The organism is Undibacterium sp. RuTC16W (assembly GCF_049339445.1).
Taxonomy (GTDB): Bacteria; Pseudomonadota; Gammaproteobacteria; order Burkholderiales; family Burkholderiaceae_D; genus Undibacterium.
On the sequence record NZ_JBMPPE010000003.1, the window covers coordinates 238,642 to 258,405 of the forward strand.

The 19,764-nt window shown below is 48.1% G+C and carries 20 protein-coding genes; 11 read left to right on the forward strand and 9 right to left on the reverse strand.

The genetic code is table 11. The features are described from left to right. Window positions 1-222: 222 nt before the first annotated feature. From ACO0K4_RS07825 to ACO0K4_RS07860, 8 genes are all read right to left on the reverse strand, one after another. Window positions 223-1,209, reverse strand: coding sequence for an NAD(P)H-quinone oxidoreductase (locus ACO0K4_RS07825; RefSeq protein WP_422956064.1), 987 nt, complete (start codon window positions 1,207-1,209; stop codon window positions 223-225). 129 nt (window positions 1,210-1,338) lie between these two features. Next, window positions 1,339-3,471 carry a polyribonucleotide nucleotidyltransferase gene (pnp, locus tag ACO0K4_RS07830; protein ID WP_422956065.1) on the reverse strand — a complete coding sequence of 711 codons (2,133 nt, stop codon included), beginning with the start codon at window positions 3,469-3,471 and terminating at the stop codon, window positions 1,339-1,341. 206 nt (window positions 3,472-3,677) lie between these two features. Beyond that, on the reverse strand, window positions 3,678-3,947 hold the full coding sequence (gene rpsO, locus ACO0K4_RS07835) for a 30S ribosomal protein S15 (protein WP_322119452.1): 270 nt from the start codon (window positions 3,945-3,947) through the stop codon (window positions 3,678-3,680). Window positions 3,948-4,096: 149 nt separating this feature from the next. Continuing rightward, window positions 4,097-5,635, reverse strand: a complete 1,539-nt coding sequence (locus ACO0K4_RS07840) for a 2-isopropylmalate synthase (protein ID WP_422956066.1) — start codon at window positions 5,633-5,635, stop codon at window positions 4,097-4,099. A 363-nt stretch (window positions 5,636-5,998) separates the two neighbouring features. Beyond that, entirely contained in the window at window positions 5,999-6,859 is an 861-nt protein-coding gene (gene pssA / locus ACO0K4_RS07845; protein WP_422956067.1) for a CDP-diacylglycerol--serine O-phosphatidyltransferase, read from the reverse strand. A 399-nt stretch (window positions 6,860-7,258) separates the two neighbouring features. Then, entirely contained in the window at window positions 7,259-8,275 is a 1,017-nt protein-coding gene (gene ilvC / locus ACO0K4_RS07850) for a ketol-acid reductoisomerase (protein ID WP_422956068.1), read from the reverse strand. A 128-nt stretch (window positions 8,276-8,403) separates the two neighbouring features. Further along, on the reverse strand, window positions 8,404-8,895 hold the full coding sequence (gene ilvN, locus ACO0K4_RS07855; RefSeq protein WP_422956069.1) for an acetolactate synthase small subunit: 492 nt from the start codon (window positions 8,893-8,895) through the stop codon (window positions 8,404-8,406). A gap of 1 nt (window position 8,896) precedes the next feature. Beyond that, window positions 8,897-10,624: an acetolactate synthase 3 catalytic subunit gene (locus tag ACO0K4_RS07860; protein WP_422956070.1), complete on the reverse strand. Its 1,728-nt coding sequence runs from the start codon at window positions 10,622-10,624 to the stop codon at window positions 8,897-8,899. Window positions 10,625-11,176: 552 nt separating this feature from the next. Between ACO0K4_RS07860 and ACO0K4_RS07865 the strand changes: the two genes are divergently transcribed. From ACO0K4_RS07865 to ACO0K4_RS07910, 10 genes are all read left to right on the forward strand, one after another. Beyond that, entirely contained in the window at window positions 11,177-11,749 is a 573-nt protein-coding gene (locus tag ACO0K4_RS07865; RefSeq protein ID WP_422956071.1) for an RNA polymerase sigma factor, read from the forward strand. Further along, window positions 11,746-12,162, forward strand: coding sequence for a DUF3619 family protein (locus tag ACO0K4_RS07870; protein ID WP_422956072.1), 417 nt, complete (start codon window positions 11,746-11,748; stop codon window positions 12,160-12,162). The genes ACO0K4_RS07865 and ACO0K4_RS07870 overlap by 4 nt, the downstream gene beginning before the upstream one ends. A 2-nt stretch (window positions 12,163-12,164) precedes the next feature. After that, window positions 12,165-12,839: a DUF3106 domain-containing protein gene (locus ACO0K4_RS07875; RefSeq protein ID WP_422956073.1), complete on the forward strand. Its 675-nt coding sequence runs from the start codon at window positions 12,165-12,167 to the stop codon at window positions 12,837-12,839. A 2-nt stretch (window positions 12,840-12,841) separates the two neighbouring features. Next, window positions 12,842-13,375: an RDD family protein gene (locus tag ACO0K4_RS07880; protein WP_422956074.1), complete on the forward strand. Its 534-nt coding sequence runs from the start codon at window positions 12,842-12,844 to the stop codon at window positions 13,373-13,375. A gap of 84 nt (window positions 13,376-13,459) precedes the next feature. After that, window positions 13,460-14,128, forward strand: coding sequence for a TetR/AcrR family transcriptional regulator (locus ACO0K4_RS07885; RefSeq protein WP_262835865.1), 669 nt, complete (start codon window positions 13,460-13,462; stop codon window positions 14,126-14,128). A 4-nt stretch (window positions 14,129-14,132) separates the two neighbouring features. Further along, window positions 14,133-14,714 (forward strand): TIGR00730 family Rossman fold protein, encoded by a 582-nt coding sequence (locus tag ACO0K4_RS07890; protein WP_422956279.1) that lies wholly within the window; start codon window positions 14,133-14,135, stop codon window positions 14,712-14,714. Window positions 14,715-14,821: 107 nt separating this feature from the next. Continuing rightward, entirely contained in the window at window positions 14,822-15,031 is a 210-nt protein-coding gene (locus ACO0K4_RS07895; protein WP_422956075.1) for a DUF3460 family protein, read from the forward strand. Between the two features lie 15 nt (window positions 15,032-15,046). Further along, window positions 15,047-15,904, forward strand: a complete 858-nt coding sequence (locus ACO0K4_RS07900; RefSeq protein ID WP_422956076.1) for a segregation and condensation protein A — start codon at window positions 15,047-15,049, stop codon at window positions 15,902-15,904. Window positions 15,905-15,957: 53 nt separating this feature from the next. Next, the gene (gene panC, locus ACO0K4_RS07905; protein ID WP_422956077.1) at window positions 15,958-16,797 is read left to right on the forward strand and encodes a pantoate--beta-alanine ligase; all 840 of its coding nucleotides are present in this window, start codon (window positions 15,958-15,960) and stop codon (window positions 16,795-16,797) included. Next, the gene (locus ACO0K4_RS07910) at window positions 16,797-17,690 is read left to right on the forward strand and encodes a cobalamin-binding protein (protein WP_422956078.1); all 894 of its coding nucleotides are present in this window, start codon (window positions 16,797-16,799) and stop codon (window positions 17,688-17,690) included. The genes panC and ACO0K4_RS07910 overlap by 1 nt, the downstream gene beginning before the upstream one ends. A 95-nt stretch (window positions 17,691-17,785) precedes the next feature. Here the strand turns inward: ACO0K4_RS07910 and ACO0K4_RS07915 are convergent, their stop codons facing one another. After that, window positions 17,786-18,634: a zinc-dependent peptidase gene (locus ACO0K4_RS07915; protein ID WP_422956079.1), complete on the reverse strand. Its 849-nt coding sequence runs from the start codon at window positions 18,632-18,634 to the stop codon at window positions 17,786-17,788. A 238-nt stretch (window positions 18,635-18,872) separates the two neighbouring features. Here ACO0K4_RS07915 and rarD point away from each other — a divergent pair, with 238 nt between their 5' ends. Next, on the forward strand, window positions 18,873-19,751 hold the full coding sequence (gene rarD / locus ACO0K4_RS07920) for an EamA family transporter RarD (protein WP_422956080.1): 879 nt from the start codon (window positions 18,873-18,875) through the stop codon (window positions 19,749-19,751). Window positions 19,752-19,764 lie beyond the last annotated feature (13 nt).

Below are 19,764 nucleotides of genomic sequence, written 5' to 3' on the forward strand. Positions count from 1 at the left end.
GCCCTTCTATGCACAAGGGGCAAACCTATACCGAGACAAATGAAGACTACAACATTAAATTTATCGAAGAGCTACCAAGCAGCGCCGTCAACAATCTTCGAAGTCATCGATTAAATGGATACTACCCACTAGTATTTTTTCAAACCATCCTATTATTAAGCGCGCTCAGGCAATTTTCTATAAAAAATCCTGGGAGTATCTTGTTTTTCCGTCCCGGAAATATCACACATCTGAAACTTGCAACATAATTTTCCCGACATGCGAACTGGTCTCCATTAAAGCATGTGCGGCAGCCGCATCAGAGAGAGGAAAAATCTGATGAATTACAGGCTTTATTTGACCGGATCCCAGCAAAGGCCAGATTTTTTTCCGTAAACTAGCTGCAATTGCCCCCTTAAATGCCACAGAACGCGGTCGCAGCGTAGATCCCGTCACGGTCAATCGGCGTCGCAACACCTGAGCCAAATCCACTTCAGTTTTGGCACCGCCAAGCAAGGCAATAATTGCCAGACGGCCATCGTCGGCGAGACAACTAATCTCACGCGGTACATAATCCCCGGCCACCATATCGAGGATCACATCCACACCGCGACCAGCAGTCAAAGATTTCAGTATCTCTGCAAAGTCTTCGGTACGATAATTAATACCCCTCTCGGCACCCAACCGCTCCGTGACCCTGCATTTATCGTCCGAGCCCGCAGTGGCGAATACCCGATGCCCCAGAGCGACAGCCATCTGTATCGCCGTCACTCCAATGCCCGACGTACCTCCCTGAACCAACAAACTCTCGCCCGCACTTAACCTGGCCCGATCAAATACATTACTCCATACCGTAAAATAAGTTTCAGGTAATGATGCAGCCTCAAGCGGACTTAACCCAACAGGAACAGGCAAACACTGCAAGGCTGGCGCAACACAGTATTCTGCGTAACCGCCACCCTGCACCAGTGCGCACACGCTATCACCAATAACAAAACCTGAGTCATGCAAATCCCCGCCGACGATCTCACCGGCAACTTCCAGCCCTGGCAAATCAGAAGCCCCTGCCGGCACCGGATAGTGACCGAGGCGCTGCAACACATCAGGACGGTTAATACCCGCTGCCTGTACGCGGATCAATACCTCACCGGCCTTCGGCTCCGGAACAGGTCTCTCGCATAACTGCAATACTTCTGGCTTACCGTATTGCGTAATTTGAATTGCTCGCATGACTACTCCATTTTCGTGAAATTTGATCCGCCTAAAATTCATACAATTGCATGATGCATGATTGTAAGCCGATAAAAAAAGCCTGCGTTTTCACACAGGCTTTTTGCAGGTCAAACGAGTTTGACTAATTTATTGCTGTTGTTGCTGTTGCGGCTGCTCACCCTCAGCAACGGCGGCTTTCATGGATAATTTAAAACGACCACGATCATCCGTCTCTAGCACTTTAACGCGTACTTGCTGACCTTCTTTGAGGTAATCAGCAACTGCATTCACGCGCTCATTAGCGATCTGACTGATGTGCAGCAAACCGTCTTTACCTGGCATAATCTGAACGATCGCGCCAAAATCCAGCAGCTTCAATACTGTGCCATCATAGACCTTGCCAACTTCAACTTCCGCCGTCAATTCTTCAATGCGACGCTTGGCTTCTTGACCTGCTGCTGCATCTACAGAAGCGATAGTAACGACGCCTTCATCACTGATATCGATTTGAGTTCCGGTCTCTTCAGTCAAGGCACGAATTACCGCACCACCCTTACCGATGACATCACGGATTTTTTCAGGATTGATTTTAACTGTGATCAGACGTGGTGCGAAGTCGGACAATTCAGCTTTACCATGAGGTACCGCCTCTTGCATTTTTGCGAGGATATGCACGCGACCTTCTTTAGCTTGCGCCAAAGCGACCTGCATGATTTCTTTTGTAATACCCTGGATTTTGATGTCCATTTGCAAGGCCGTAATACCTTCAGCAGTACCAGCCACTTTGAAGTCCATATCACCAAGGTGATCCTCATCACCCAGGATATCGGTCAGCACGGCAAATTTATTACCGTCTTTAATCAAACCCATCGCGATACCAGCAACATGCGCCTTCATCGGCACACCTGCATCCAGCAAAGCCAGGCAGCCGCCACATACAGACGCCATGGAAGAAGATCCATTGGATTCTGTAATTTCAGACACCAGACGTACGGAGTAGCTAAAATCTTCCGGTGACGGCAATGCTGCTTGCAAAGCACGTTTAGCCAAACGACCATGGCCGATTTCGCGACGCTTAGGCGTACCGACACGACCTGTTTCGCCAGTAGCAAACGGAGGCATGTTGTAATGCAACATGAAGCGATCCGAGTACTCGCCCATCAACGCATCAATTTTTTGCTCATCACGTGCCGTGCCCAAAGTAGCGATCACCAGTGCTTGTGTCTCACCGCGGGTGAACAAAGCCGTGCCATGAGTACGTGGGAGTACGCCGGTACGGATCGAGATAGGACGCACTGTGCGTGTATCACGACCGTCGATACGAGGCTCGCCTTCGAGGATCTGGGAACGAACGATTTTCGCTTCGAGGTCGAACAGGATATTACCAACTTCAGACGAATCAGGAGCTGACTCACCCTTAGCTGCAGCTTGCTCAGCCAAAGACGCATTCACTATCGTTGTTGCGTCTTTCAGCAATTGCGTACGTGCTTGTTTTTCTTTTGTCTGATAGGCAGCGCGCAATAATGGCTCTGCGACTGTGCTGACAGCAGCAATCAGAGGCTCATTCTTAGCGGCTGGCGCCCATTCAACTTCAGGCTTGCCACCATCACGAACCAATTCGTGAATTGCATCGATCACAGCCTTCATTTGATCGTGGCCGTAAACCACTGCGCCCAGCATGACCTCTTCGGACAATTGCTGCGCTTCAGATTCGACCATCAAGACAGCTTGCTCAGTACCAGCAACTACCAGATCCATTGCCGATGTTTTTAACTGAGTTGCTGTTGGATTCAGTACGTATTGGCCGTCAATGTAACCGACGCGCGCCGCACCGACAGGACCACTGAATGGAATACCGGAAACGCAGATCGCAGCGGATGCGCCAATCATGGCAGCAATATCTGGATCAATTTCAGGGTTAACGGACAAAACATGCACAATCACCTGAACTTCGTTCAGATAGCCTTCTGGGAACAAAGGACGAATAGGTCTGTCGATCAAACGGGAAGTCAGTGTTTCTTTTTCAGACGGACGACCTTCTCGCTTGAAAAAACCACCAGGAATACGGCCAGCAGCATAGGTTTTTTCGAGGTAATCAACAGTCAATGGAAAGAAATCCTGACCTGGTTTTGCATCTTTTTTCGCAACAACGGTTGCCAGCACCACAGTATCTTCAATCGACACCATGACCGCACCAGAAGCTTGACGAGCGATCTCGCCTGTTTCCAGCGTCACTTGATGCTGACCATACTGGAAGGTTTTCGTAACTTTATTAAACACAATGTGTCCTTTCTATTTTGCCGACAGATTTTCAGGCGCTGTCGTTCACCTCACCGCGAGCGAATAATTCATTCGCTTTACTACAAGTTGCAACTACTAAAAATTTTCAAAACAACCGCTACAAACAACAAAAAGCCTGCGACAGCGAACTGAGGCAGGCTTTCTGCTACAACACTTTTGCTATGTAATAAATATATAGCAACGAATTACTTACGCAAGCCGAGTTTTTCGATCAATGAACGATAACGGTTCAAGTCTTTACCCTTCAGGTAGGACAACAAGCTTTTACGACGATTAACCATCATGATCAAACCACGACGTGAGTGGTGATCTTTAGCGTGTGCCTTGAAGTGACCGTTCAAGTCATTGATACGTGCAGTCAACAAAGCGACTTGCACTTCTGGGGAGCCTGTGTCATTTACGCCACGGGCGTTGTCCGCAACGATAGCGGCTTTAGTACTTTTTTCGAAAGTCATGATTTTCCTTAACATGCGATGCAAAGAGAGCAAACCCTTAACATCGTGATAACAATAATCTCACCAAAACGGTAAGCCGCGTGACTATAGCATAGATTTATTCAGCAATCAAAGCCACGCTTGATCACAAAACCAGACAAAACCGCAGCTTAAATCTGAGGATTCAGTTTTTCCACTTTGGAATGCAGCTTATTCAAGGCAGACAAATACGCCTTTGCCGACGCCACAACGATGTCCGGGTCTGCCCCTACGCCATTCACAATACGTCCAGCCTTGGATAGGCGCATCGTGACCTCGCCTTGCGACTGCGTTCCGGTCGTAATGGCATTGACTGAAAATAGCAACAACTCAGAGCCGCTCTGGGTTTTCGACTCGATTGCGTTAACGATGGCGTCAACCGGCCCATTGCCATGTCCATCGCAAGTAACCTCCTTGGAATCAATCGCAAATACGATTTTTGCCGCTGGTCGCTCCCCTGTCTCCGAGTGCTGCGCCAGAGAAACGAAACGATAGTATTCATTATCGTGAGAATGCTCCTCATCTGACACGAGCGACATGATGTCTTCGTCAAAAATTTCAGACTTACGGTCAGCCAATTCTTTGAAGCGCGCAAATGCGGCATTGATATCCGCCTCAGAATCGAGTTTGATACCGAGTTCTTCGAGACGCTGCTTAAATGCATTACGACCGGATAATTTACCAAGAACGATCTTATTTGCGCTCCAGCCTACATCTTCCGCACGCATGATTTCGTAAGTATCACGAGCCTTTAAGATACCGTCCTGATGAATGCCGGAAGCATGCGCAAATGCGTTTGCGCCGACGACGGCCTTATTCGGCTGCACGGCAAATCCGGTGATTTGCGATACCAGCTTAGAGGTTGCCACAATCTGTGTCGTATCGATGCCAAAATCCAGATTGAAATGGTCGCGACGAGTTTTCACCGCCATGACGATTTCTTCAAGCGCCGTATTGCCAGCGCGCTCACCCAAACCATTGATCGTACATTCCACTTGACGCGCACCGCCAATCATCACGCCGGCCAGCGAATTTGCTACTGCCATACCAAGATCGTTATGACAATGCACCGACCAGATCGCTTTATCAGAATTAGGGATACGTTCACGCAGAGACTTCAGCATATTGCCGTACAAGCCCGGAACACCATAGCCAACCGTGTCAGCAAAATTAATCGTCGTCGCACCCTCATTGATCACCGCTTCAATCACGCGGCATAAAAAATCCATATCCGAGCGACTACCATCTTCCGGACTAAATTCAACATCATCAGTAAATTGACGTGCAAAACGTACTGCCTGTTTCGCTTGCTCAAACACCTGATCCGGCGTCATACGCAGCTTCTTTTCCATGTGCAAGGGTGAGGTCGCAATGAAGGTATGAATCCGTTTTCTTTGCGCAGATTTGAGCGCCTCTGCTGCGCGGGAAATATCCCTATCATTAGCGCGCGACAAAGAACAAATGATCGGCTCTCTGACCGCAGCAGAAATTGCCTGAATCGCCTCAAAATCACCCTGCGATGCTGCTGCAAAACCAGCCTCAATGACATCAACTTTTAAACGCTCCAATTGTCGCGCTATGCGAATTTTTTCATCCTTGGTCATCGACGCGCCGGGTGACTGCTCGCCGTCACGCAAAGTCGTGTCAAATATGATCAGCTTATCGCCCATGATCTGCTCCTGATTTTTTAAATGTGATTATCTGATTTCAATACTGCCAATGCTTTTCGTTCACCCTTGCCGTACACATGGATGAGAGCTACGCAAATTGTGAGGTGGAGTTATGAGTACGCTATGGTGTCAGCGCACCAGTCATGAAGCTGGCAAATCTGATAGATCCGCAAGAGACCACATTGCTAAAAATTTGAGCAGTAAATACCTGCGGACGACTATAAGCGCGATTACCCCAAAGCGCAAGATTTTATGGCTCTTATTCTTTAAAAAAATTCTTGGCGTTTCTCTCCATAAAAATGAAAAAAGCTACGCAGTATTCCTACTGCGCAGCTCGCTTATTTCTTGCCTATATATTCTGATTTATTTTTCTTCGTGAGACTCAACGGTGGTCTGCACCAGACTCACGGGACGCCCCTTGCGCCAGCGCCATAACAAGACTACATAACCAGACAATCCATACAAAACGAACAATCCAAACAACACCTTAGGCGGGTCACTGACGACAGCAACATACGCCAGAACAATCAGAAATGGCGCAATAAATGGCACTGAGCGGCGTAAATTTACATCCTTAAAACTGTAAAAAGGTACATTCGTCACCATCGTTAATCCGGCAAACAAAGTAATGCACCAGGCGCTCCAGCTCAAATCACTTCCTTTGAAATTCAAGTCCGTCATCAGCAATACAAAACCTGCTACCAATGCGGCGGCGGCAGGACTTGGCAAGCCTTGAAAATAGCGTTTGTCCACAACGGCTATATTGGTGTTGAAGCGAGCCAGACGCAAAGCAGCGCCGGCACAATAAACAAACGCGGCAAGCCAGCCAAGCTTCCCCATCCCCCTGAGCGACCATTCATACGCCACCAACGCAGGGGCTGCGCCGAAGGAAATCATATCGGACAAACTATCGTACTGAGCACCGAATTCACTTTGTGTATTCGTCATCCTCGCTACGCGACCGTCAAGACTATCCAGCACCATGGCAGCAAAAATAGCGAATGCAGATTGATCAAAGCGTAAATTCATCGCCATCACAATGGCATAAAAACCGCAGAATAATGCCGCCGTCGTAAAAGCATTCGGCAGGAGATAGATGCCGCGCCTTCTTTTAACAGGATAGGACTGCTCCGCCCCGCCCGACTCTGTTTGTTGATTTTTGCGTGCGCCACGTGGAAAAAGCTTAAAACTACCCTTGGGCTTACGTCGTTTAAAAGAGGACATGCGTTAATCGATAAAATAAAAGTAAGCTGAAAGTATAACCGCGATTAGACCTCAATTAAATCCATTTCACACTGCCAAAATCCGGTATTCCTCTGAAATTACTCCAATATCAGGTCAGAAGTTACATAGAGAATCCAGCTATTAACTAGAAATTCATCTGCGTCAGGCGATAAAAATTCATCAGGACCGAATTACCGGACAATTTTTAACATGCACGCCAATGCAAGACTGCTGCGTAACATCCGGGATGTCAACGCGCTCTAAAAATCGTCCACGTAAATTTTTTCGATTCAGGTGGATTTGAAGAAATAAAAAAAATCGCCCCTGCGGGCGATTTTTAGTCTTCGAGCTACATGCGCCTAAGAGCACATGCTGAATGATATTCAGTAATCTCAGGAATTAGTTCTTAGATTGATCAACCAGTTTGTTCTTAGCAATCCAAGGCATCATGGCACGCAATTTCGCGCCGACTTCTTCGATCTGATGTTCTGCTGTCAAACGACGACGAGAAATCAAAGTAGGTGCGCCCGCTTTGTTTTCCAGGATAAAACTCTTTGCGTATTCGCCTGTTTGGATATCTTTCAGACATTGGCGCATTGCATCTTTGGTTGCGGATGTTACGACCTTAGGACCAGTCACATATTCGCCATATTCTGCGTTGTTGGAGATCGAGTAATTCATGTTGGCGATACCGCCTTCATAGATCAGATCGACGATCAATTTTAATTCGTGCAGACATTCAAAGTAAGCCATTTCTGGTGCATAACCAGCTTCAACTAAGGTCTCAAAACCTGCTTTGATCAGTTCAACTGCACCACCGCACAGAACTGCTTGTTCACCGAACAAATCAGTCTCTGTTTCTTCACGGAAGTTGGTTTCGATGATACCGGCACGGCCGCCGCCGTTAGCCATGGCATAAGACAGGGCGATGTCACGGGCAGAACCGGATTTGTCCTGATACACAGCGATCAGGTGAGGCACGCCACCACCCTGGCTGTAAGTACCACGAACTGTATGGCCTGGTGCCTTAGGGGCGATCATGATGACGTCCAGATCAGCGCGTGGTACGACTTGACCGTAGTGAACATTGAAGCCGTGAGCAAATGCCAGTACGGCGCCTTGTTTGGCGTGAGGGGCGACGTTTTCAGCGTACACCTGAGCGATGTTTTCATCTGGCAGCAAGATCATGATGACGTCAGCAGCTTTGACTGCGTCATTGACTTCAGCTACATTCAGGCCGGCATTTTTTGCCTTGTCCCATGAGGCACCGCCTTTACGCAGGGCGACAGTCACTTTACAGCCGGAATCATTCAAGTTCTGCGCATGCGCGTGGCCTTGCGAACCGTAACCGATGATCGCTACGTTTTTGCCTTTGATCAGGGACAGATCACAATCTTTATCGTAGAAAACTTTCATTTTGTATCCTTAATTATTGAATTTAATTCCGTTATTTGAAACAGCATCCGCACTATTCATGCGCCTTGCGGCACGTTTTCGCCCGGAGAAGCCCGTCGATATTGCGTGTTACTTTATTTTTTGATGCTTTAGACTTTTAAAATTCGTTCACCACGACCAATGCCTGAACCACCGGTACGTACCGTTTCCAAGATTGCCGTACGGTCGATAGAGTCGATAAAGGCATCCAGCTTGCCTTTGTTGCCAGTCAGTTCGATGGTATAAGTTTTTTCAGTGACATCAATGATACGTCCACGGAAAATATCCGCCGTGCGCTTCATCTCTTCACGCTCTTTACCCACAGCCCTGACTTTGATCAGCATCAGTTCACGTTCGATGTGGGCACCCTCGGTCAAATCAACGACCTTGACGACTTCGATCAGGCGATTCAGATGCTTGGTAATTTGCTCGATGATGTCATCGGAGCCGGTAGTGACGATCGTCATCCGCGACAAGGTCGCATCTTCTGTCGGCGCTACCGTCAAGGTTTCAATGTTATAACCACGGGCTGAGAACAGACCGACCACACGTGATAAGGCACCGGCTTCGTTTTCCAGCAAAACAGAAATGATATGTCTCATGTTACAGATCCTCCGAACCGAGCAACATTTCAGTCAGGCCAGCGCCCGCCTTGACCATAGGCCAGACGTTTTCGGTCTGATCCGTAATGAAGTTCATAAATACCAGGCGATCTTTCATGGCGAATGCATCTTTCAATGCGCCATCGATATCCGCAGGGTTTTCGATCTTCATGCCGACATGGCCATACGACTCAACCAGTTTAGTAAAGTCAGGCAAGGAATCCATATAAGACTCGGAGTAACGTGAACCATAATCAATTTGCTGCCACTGCCTGACCATGCCGAGGAAGCGGTTATTCAGCAAAATAATTTTTGGCGTCAAATGATATTGCTTGCAAGTTGCCAGCTCCTGGATACACATTTGTATTGACGCTTCACCGGTAATACAGGCAACGGTCGCATCAGGGTTTGCCATTTGCACACCCATTGCATAAGGCAAACCAACGCCCATGGTGCCCAGACCGCCAGAATTGATCCAGCGACGCGGTTTATCAAATCCGTAATACTGTGCAGCCCACATTTGATGCTGACCAACGTCGGACGTAATGAAGGCATCACCCTTGGTGATTTCCCAGACTTTTTGCACAACCGACTGCGGCTTGATGAGCTCAGTTGAGGTCGGGAACTTCAGGCATTCGCGCTTACGCCACTCATTGATCTGCTTCCACCAATCGGCCAGCGCTTTCGGGTTTGACTTGGTTTCGACCGTGCTGAGTTGCGATAAGAACTCTTGCAATACGTCTTTGACGTTACCAACAATAGGGATATCGACTTTGACGCGCTTGGAAATCGACGATGGGTCGATATCAATATGGATGATCTTGCGCGGATTTGACGCAAAATGTTTTGGGTTACCAATCACACGATCATCAAAACGTGCGCCGATCGCGATCAGCACGTCGCAGTGTTGCATCGCCATATTGGCTTCGTAAGTGCCGTGCATGCCCGGCATACCGACAAATTTTTCATCCGAAGCAGGGAAAGCGCCCAAGCCCATCAGGGTGTTAGTGCAGGGGAAGCCGAGATGATTCACCAGTTTGTTTAATTCTGGCGCAGCGTTGGCCAGAATTACGCCACCGCCGGTATAAATCATTGGCCGTTCTGCTTGTAACAATAGCTGTACCGCCTTGCGGATCTGGCCAGAGTGACCTTTGTCTACAGGCTTGTAGGAGCGCATTTCAACTTCTTTTGGATAGAAGTAGGTGGTCTTGTGCATGCTGATATCTTTAGGAATATCGACTAACACAGGACCGGGACGACCCGTTGTGGCGATAAAAAATGCCTTTTTAATGGTCGTCGCTAAATCTCTGACGTCTTTCACCAAAAAATTATGCTTGACGCAAGGACGTGTAATACCAACGGTATCGCATTCCTGGAAAGCATCCTGACCAATTGCGTGACTTGGGACTTGGCCGGAAATGATCACCATCGGGATCGAATCCATGTAAGCCGTCGCCAGGCCAGTTACCGCATTGGTAACGCCAGGGCCGGATGTCACTAACGCAACACCGACTTTTTGTGAGGAACGGGAATAAGCATCAGCCGCGTGAATCGCCGCCTGCTCATGGCGAACAAGAATATGTTGAAACTTGTCCTGATTAAAAATTGCGTCGTAGATATAGAGTACGGCACCGCCCGGATATCCGAACACATGCTCAACACCCTCTTCGGCCAGACATTTAACTAATATCTCTGCACCGGTTATTTCTGCATTTGTTTCTGAACTCATTTTCGTTTCCTTTCAAGGTCCATAGGAGATTGATCGGATGTTCTTTCCTGTCGAACTTGCGAGGCTAGGCTTTAAGCTGGCATTCCTTTTTGTGCGGTCACGCCATCCTTGGTACATCCGTTGGACATATTTCCAGATGAGGCTTATAGCACTCGTTCAGTCAGTGTTTAGGCTTTACTACGACAACTTCTCACGCTTGTGGCATGGGTCAGAACAAACAGCTTCATTAGAGCACCTGTTGAGGACGGCATTGTGAGCCGGTTCGAACAGGTATTGATTGCCTCGAGATCGTGAGGCGGACTGATACGGTACTGCGTCGCACCATTTTGGTCAAGACAAATTCCATGTTTTTGAGCATAAAATGCTTGCAAATCAGAGGTTTCCTGCAAAATAGCAGGACATGGAAAAGGTTTTTTGCTAGCATGGGCGCACTTTTAAAGAGAAAAACCGCACTACTTCACGGCATTTTCCCAAATTAAGAACAGATTGCCACAGGAATTTCCTTTGTCATAGCATCACCTTATCAAAGTTACCTATCATTACTGCCAAGAAATGGCCACAGACAAAGAATTATCGAGTTTCCTTGAAGGCGTAGAACGTCGCGCTTATAAACACGCAGTGTATACAGTGCGTAATGAAGAATCTGCATTAGACATCGTACAAGAGTCGATGATCAAGCTTGCCGAAAAATACGGCGACAAACCTGCTGCCGAACTTCCCCTTTTATTCCAGCGTATTCTGCAAAATACCATCCTCGATTTTTTCCGCAGGGAAAAAGTACGAAATACCTGGGTCAGCCTGTTTTCTAGCATTACACCAAATAATAATCAGGATGATGATAATTTTGACTTGCTAGAAAGCTACGCTTCTGAAGAAGGAACAGAGGCATCTGAGTCCAGTGCTGATAAAATAGAGCGCGAGCAAGTTCTCAACTTAATCGATGGTGAAATACAAAAACTTCCAGCACGTCAACGAGAAGCCTTCCTCATGCGTTATTGGGAAGATATGGATGTAGCAGAAACGGCAGCCGCAATGGGTTGCTCGGAAGGCAGTGTCAAAACGCACTGTTCGCGTGCGACACACGCACTGGCAGCATCGCTCAAGGCAAAAGGAATAACACTATGAACTACTCTAGAGAAGCCCAGGATCTGGATTTTGCCTACAAAGTAAGGCATGCATTAAACGAATCCGCAGAACGACTCCCGGCACCGACCTTAGACCGGCTGGCAAATGCACGAAAAATTGCCATGTCACGCAAAAAGCAATCCTCCCCTAGTGCCGTATTGGCTTTTGGTGGCGTTTTGGCAGGCGCTCACGGATTTTCATTCGGCGGCCCTAACTCCTGGTTAGGCAAACTCGGTGTCGCTTTACCGATGCTGGTATTGATTGTGGGTTTAATGGGTATCTATGAATATGAGCAACAACGTCGTATCAGCGATCTCGCCGACATCGATGTTGCCGTGCTGGCAGATGAGCTGCCTCCCGATGCCTACCTGGATACCGGTTTTAGCGCCTATTTAAACAAAGCAGAGGAGTAGTAGTGTCTTTTTCCGCTGTGGTTGTTTCAAAAAAATTGTCGCTATTTGCTTTCGTATTAGCAATATTGTCACCGCTGGCCTTGGCTGGCGGTGCTTCTGTTACAAGTGCCCCCCCCGTCACTGCGAATAAAGTTACAACGCCGGTAGCGACTAGCAAACCCGTCTGGCAAGAACTCACTCCCGCTCAAAAACTAGCTCTGGCGCCGCTGTCACCTGAGTGGGCGAAGATGGGCGAAGCGGGCAAAAAAAAATGGCTGGAAATCGCCAATAAATATGCACTCATGAAGCCAGATGAGCAGGTTCGTGTACAAGAGCGTATGCGCGCCTGGGTTAAATTATCTCCGGAACAGAGGATGGAAGCGCGGGAAAACTTTGCCCGCACAACACAATTGAAGCCAGAGCAAAAATCCGCTCAATGGCAGCAATATCAGCAACTCAGCGAAGATCAGAAAAAACAATTGGCTGCTGAAGCAAACAAGAAAAAGAGTGTCACCAATCTACCTCCTGAAGCACAAAGAAAGGCGCCTACTCTGGCACCGATCAAAGCTGCTCAGAAACCAGCACCAACGATTTTGCCTCAGCCAGCAGTCATAGCCCCGCCAGCCGCACAGGTCGTCAGCCAGATCGCGCCAACTCCGGCGATAAGCGCGCCTGCATCTCAAGCTGCGGTTAAATAAAAGTGATTCAACTAAATGCTACCGCTGCCACCGCAGCCCCGGCACTGCGTCGCCGCCTTATTTGTATGGTGTATGAGGCAATGCTACTGTTTGGCGTAGTGTTTGTAGCGGGAATGATCTTTGATGTGTGGACTCAAAGCAGACATGCACTGACTCTGCGACATGCCCGGGAAGCCTGGCTGTTTTTTGTTCTCGGCGCGTATTTTGCGTTTTTCTGGTCAAGAAGTGGCCAGACTCTGGCCATGAAAACCTGGAGCATCAAAGTCATCGACGACACACGGCCTAAGTTACCTCTGATAAAGGCAATCGTACGCTATTGCCTGGCATGGATGTGGTTTTTACCGGGTTTAGCTATTGCTTATCAGCTTGAACTGAAAGCCTGGTACGCAGTTGCTGCGGTCACAATCAACGTGATTCTATGGGCGCTAACAATCAAACTCGATAAAAATGGCCAATTTCTGCACGACAAGCTTGCAAAAACGTGCCTGATTCATGTGGAAGTCAAATTAAGCACCGACACACGACAGGCTAATTAATTCCCCATAGAGAAATCTGACGCATTTTTTTGTGCTTTGCCGGTTCAATGTTATTCTATTAAAAAATAATTTTAGAGAGTCGGCATGCAACACAAAGCTCCTCGTCGCACCCGGGAACGCATCCTGGATTTATCGCTGCGCTTATTCAATGAATTTGGCGAGCCCAATATCACTACGACAGTCATTGCTGAAGAGATGAATATCTCTCCGGGCAATCTGTATTATCACTTCCGCAATAAAGACGACATTGTCAACTCGATTTTCGTCCAGTTTGAAGAGGAAATTAATAAAAAACTCGCCTTCCCCGAAGGACGCAAAGCCAATATTCAGGACATCTGGACCTATTTGCACCTGACGTTTGAACTCGTCTGGCGCTACCGTTTTTTCTATCGCGACCTGAATGATCTGCTGTCAAGAAATCGGAAACTGGAGTTGAATTTCAAACAAATTCTGACGCATAAAATCAAGGTGGCGACTGAACTTTGTTACGGTTTACGTGCGGACGGTGAGTTTGAAGCTGGCGACATAGAAATTGATGCCCTCGCGACGAATATGGTGGTAGTTGCGACCTACTGGCTATCTTACGAATACGTACGCAACCCCCGCAAATATACGGAATTACAGACCATGTCTGAGTCACTGGCACGCGGATGCTATCAAGTCATCGTCCTGATCAGCCCTTATCTGCGTGGTGAAACCAAAAATGTTTTTGAAAAACTGTCGCAAGAATATCTGAAAAAAATTAATGCCTAGGTTGATCCAGTCTTTATGCGTTTATTGCGGCTCATCTGCCGGGACGGCGGATGAGTATGCAAAAGGGGCAAAGCAACTAGCCGCAGCGATGGTGGCTCGCAACATTGCACTGGTCTATGGTGGCGGCAATGTCGGTTTAATGGGCATCATTGCAGATGAAGTGCTACGCCTAGGCGGCAACGTTACCGGCGTCATTCCGCAAGCCCTGATGGACAAGGAAGTCGGGCATACAGGTTTGAGCCAATTGCATATTGTCAGCAATATGCATGAGCGCAAAGCGATGATGGCGGAACTGTCCGATGGCTTTATCGCCATGCCCGGTGGCATCGGCACGCTCGAAGAGCTTTTTGAAATGTTCACCTGGTCACAGTTGGGCTTCCATGAAAAACCGCTAGGCCTGCTAAATATCCATGGGTTCTATGACAGCTTAGTCGATTTTTTGCAGCACACCGTAAATGCTGGCTTTTTAAAGCAAGAACATCTCGCTCTGCTGCACAATGAGGCTGATCCGTTGACATTGCTGGACGCACTCCAGCAAGCACGCCCTCCGCATTTGACCAAATGGATTCATCAAGACGATCTTTGATGCCCCAGTAAGAATCACCGCTTATTCCAACGCAACAAGCAAAATTCGCCTTGATTACAGGGTAAAATGCGGTTTTGATTGTTCATTTACCTGCTGATCGCGACATCATGAAGTTTTCCAAACAATTTTCGCTCTACGAATCCGAAGCTACGCAATTCATCAAAAGCCTCAAGCAGGCAAATCCTGCTTTAGAGCAGAGTCAGCGTGATGGCCGCGCCCTGCTATGGGATAAAGCACCGACAGACCTGGATACGCAGCAACGCAGTAAAGAATCGCGCATCGAGCAACAAGCTTACGTCTACCAAAACAAGGGCTAAGAAGCCCGACATGCTGTGACAGCAAGCGCCACATTACCCGCAACCGATTTACCTCTCGTAGGCGACAATGACAGCACACCCAATGTCGTTGACGGCCTCGCGTTTGCTAAATTGTATGGTGAGCCACTGTTTAAGCTGCCCAATGATCTGTATATCCCGCCTGATGCGCTTGAGATTTTTTTAGAGGCCTTCGAAGGGCCGCTGGATTTATTGCTGTATTTAATACGCAAACAAAACTTCAATATTCTCGATATCCCGATGGCGCAAGTCACACTGCAATATCTGGAATACGTGGAGCAAATCCGCAAAAACAATCTGGAACTGGCCGCAGAATACCTGTTGATGGCAGCAATGCTGATCGAGATCAAATCTCGTATGCTACTGCCAAGTACCAAGAGTCAACAAGGTGAAGAGGCCGAAGATCCGCGTGCAGAACTGGTAAGGCGCCTGCTTGAATACGAGCAAATGAAACTAGCCGCCTATGATCTGAATGCGGTACCTCAGCTAGGTCGTGATTTTTTGCACGCGCAAGTATTTATCGAGCAAAACACCGTGCTGCACTGGCCACATGTAGAAGTCGCCGATCTGCAAGCCGCCTGGGCTGACGTGCTCAAACGGGCGACGCTGGTTGCGCATCATAAAATCAGTCGCGAAGAACTCTCCGTGCGCGAGCACATGACGGGGATTTTACGTAAACTCCAGTCAGCCAAATTTGTTGAATTTTCAGAATTGTTTGATCCTGCAAAAGGCGCACCGGTATTGGTCGTCAATTTTGTTGCGCTTCTCGAATTAGCGAAAGAAACCCTGATCGAAATCACGCAGGCTGAAGCATTTGCGCCAATTTATGTCCGTCTCTCATACTCTCCTGCCTAAACGGCACGGGTAAGAATCCAGACATCTCACAACTCATATCACATCTTCATCCAATGAAAATTATCTCCTCCATTGAAGAATTACGCGACCAGTTGCGCGGCCAATTACGTACCGCTTTCGTTCCTACGATGGGCAATTTGCACGAAGGTCATTTATCACTGATGCGCCTGGCGAAGAAACATGGTGATCCGGTTGTTGCATCCATTTTTGTAAATCGTTTGCAATTTGGCCCAAATGAAGATTTTGATAAATACCCCAGAACATTTCAAGCTGACGTCGAGAAGCTGGAAAAAGAGGGTGTCTATGTTTTATTCGCGCCCACTGAAAGAGATCTGTATCCAGAGCCGCAAGAATATCGCGTGCGTCCGCCAGACGACTTAGGCAATATTCTGGAAGGTGAATTCCGTCCGGGCTTTTTTACCGGTGTAACCACGGTCGTCCTAAAACTATTTTCTTGTGTACAGCCACGTGTCGCCGTTTTCGGTAAAAAAGATTATCAGCAATTGATGATCATCCGCAACATGGCGAAGCAATTTGCATTACCGACAGAAATCATCGCTGCCGAAACCTGGCGCGCCGAAGATGGCCTGGCATTGTCATCACGCAATGGTTATTTATCAGAATCAGAACGTGCTGAAGCGCCCGTTTTGTATCAAACGCTGAATGAGGTCGCTCAGGAAATCCGTGCGGGTCATCTGGATATTTTTGAACTCGAAAAACAAGCAATGGCAAAACTGGCAAATCGCCACTGGAAACCTGATTACATCTCTGTGCGCAAACGTGCCGACTTACAACCACCATCGGCAGGTGACATTGCACAAAAAGCCGAATTAGTTGTCGTCGCCGCTGCTAAGCTAGGCAATACACGCTTAATCGACAATCTGGAAGTCTGATGACCAGAGCAAACTGGGTCTTCTGTAAGATCGCTGGACTTACATTACTGCTGGCCACCCAGTTCAGCCACGCCTCAGTAAGCGTAACCGATGATGCTCAACGCAAAATTACGCTGACCAAGCCAGCTCAGCGCATCATCAGTCTGGCACCACACACAACAGAATTACTATTTGAAGCAGGTGCAGGCGCATTAATAGTCGGCGTCAGCGACTACAGCGACTATCCCGAAGCCGCAAAAAAGATCGTGCCTATCGGTAATGTATTTGCACTCGATCTGGAACGTATCATTGCTTTAAGGCCTGACCTGATCGTGATATGGGGCACTGGCAACGCAAAGACGCTAGCAAATAAACTACGTGACACCGCCATACCGGTATTTGAAAGCGAACCACATCATTATGAAGATATCGCCAGCTCGATAGAGCGCCTGGCAATCCTGACAGGTAATGCAGAAACCGGAAAAATCGCGGCAGAAAAATTTAGGCACAGGCTAGAAAAACTACGTCAAACTTATCTGCTCACGGAAAAACAAAAAACCGTCAGTGTGTTTTACCAGATCGCTCGAAAGCCACTGATGACGCTCAATGATCAGCACATGGTGTCGGCTGCAATCCGCTTATGCGGCGGGCAAAATATTTTTGGTTCACTCAAAGAAATCAGCCCCACCGTCACTGCTGAGGCTGTACTGGTCGCGAATCCCGATGTCATCATTACCGGCAGCAGCGACAAGCAAGATGTATTTGCAGATTGGCGTCAATTTAGCAATATGACCGCTATCAAGAAGGATCATTTATTCACAGTCAAAGGCGACTGGCTGAATCGCTCGGGTCCTCGTATTCTGGATGGCACCGAAATGCTCTGCAAACATCTGGCGACTGCACGAACAAAATAAATCTCTGCTGCACATTCTCTGCTCATCGATGCTTCTTACAAATGAATAGCATGCGAAGCGGAACTATGCAGCTATACAAGCGTCATCACACTTACTTAACTCCAGTCGCGCGGATCAACCTGATAATACGCCCTGAACTGTTCAAATAAAGCCGTATGGCGACGTGCCATTGCCCAAGGTTTCTCAAAAAATGTTTCTGTAACGACCGCAAAAAATTCAGCCGGATTAGTCGCACCATAGGGATCAATCACCGTATCCTCACCCAGCGCAAGCGCCTGCTGTAAAGCCGCAAACTCTTCAGACAAAATTCTTGACCACCTCTCATATTTAGCCTTGCTGCCCAAAGCAGGAGCGCCATTCGTTACCCCTGTCTCGCTGTCCAGCTGATGCGCAAATTCATGCAGTACGACATCGTGACCTTCGGCCTGCTCACCTCCGCGACGCTGTACATGATCCCACGCCACAATCACACGTCCGTCACTCCACGATTCTCCCGACAAACTTTGATGAGCATGGGTGACCACGCCGCCAATACCCGTTTCGAGTCGAGGTACGACAAATGGGCCCGGATAGACTAATACTGTTTTTAACGCCGGATAAACTGGCGTCGAGCGATTAAGCAGCAGCATGCATGCCCTGCCCGCTATCGTGACTTTAATCTCGTCCGACATCTGCAGGCCGTCACAGGCAATAAATTTTTTCTGATATAAAAATTGCTTGATCAGTCGCTTCAATTGCAGCTGGACATCCGCCGGCATGCGCGAGTACACCGGAATATTTTTACGCAAAATCTTCGCATAATGCGATGGAAACGGCTGCTGTACTGCGCGCTTTAACAAATACGCAGGCAAATATACTGCGGCCAACATGGTAATAGCCAGCAACGCCAGAAAAAAGATTAAAGGTAAGGCATTCACAACATACTCCTGATAGCGCGGTGCCATAACGGATCCGGCAACAGCGATTCACCAACATAGTGATTTCCAACTAAGTTCCAAGTTGGGACAAAGCGGGTAAACGCAAGAGTGCACCGCTGAATTGACTGAGATCAGGACACGCTCCCCGAATTGCTGCGATAATGTCAACTCTTCGGTGTCATCGCAATTGTCCAGAGTTTTGGATACTGCAGCGCTCTGCCTCCTGGTTTTGGACACTGCAATCTCCTCACTTGATCGTACATTCATGCGCAAAGGCATACTCTTAGCAGCATCCGCTTATATCATCTGGGGCTTATTTCCGGTTTATTTCAAATCATTACATGGCGTTCCTGCTCTGGAAATCCTGTTGCACCGAATGCTATGGTCTTTAGTATTTCTCGTCACAGTACTGGCAGTTCGCAAACAATGGTCATGGCTAAGCAACTTATTGAGCCAGCCGAAACTGATTGCAGGATTTGCGGCAAGTGCCTTACTGCTCTCCGTAAATTGGCTTATCTACATATGGGCAATCAATAACGACCGAGTCGTCGATGCCAGCCTCGGGTATTTCATGACGCCTCTAGTAAATGTCTTACTCGGCTTTGTACTACTGCGTGAACGGCTGCGTATAGGTCAATGGATCGCTGTCGCACTCGCTGCCTGCGGCGTCATCTGGCTGACGGTGCAAGCAGGGCATCCACCGGTTATCGGCTTGTCTCTGGCAATCAGTTTTGGTATTTATGGCTTGTTGCGCAAGACCGCTGCGCTAGGTGCATTAGAGGGGTTATCGCTGGAAACTTTTATTTTATTTCCGTTTGCATTTGCTTACCTCAGCTACCTCACCCTACAAGGGCATAATGCTTTTCTCAGTGGCACAACAAGCACTCAATCCTTATTGCTGGCCGCAGGACCGATTACGGCGATTCCTCTCCTGATGTTTGCTGCCGGTGCACGCCGCATACCGATGGCAACCCTGGGCTTATTGCAGTACATCGCGCCGTCAATTCAATTAGTGCTTGGCGTCTATCTTTATCATGAGCCTTTCAGCGGCGACAGATTAATTGGCTTTATTGCGATCTGGACTGCCTTGGTCGTGTACTCCGTCGAAGGATTACGTCATACCTTCAAACGACAACCTGCCTGACAGCCGCCTGACA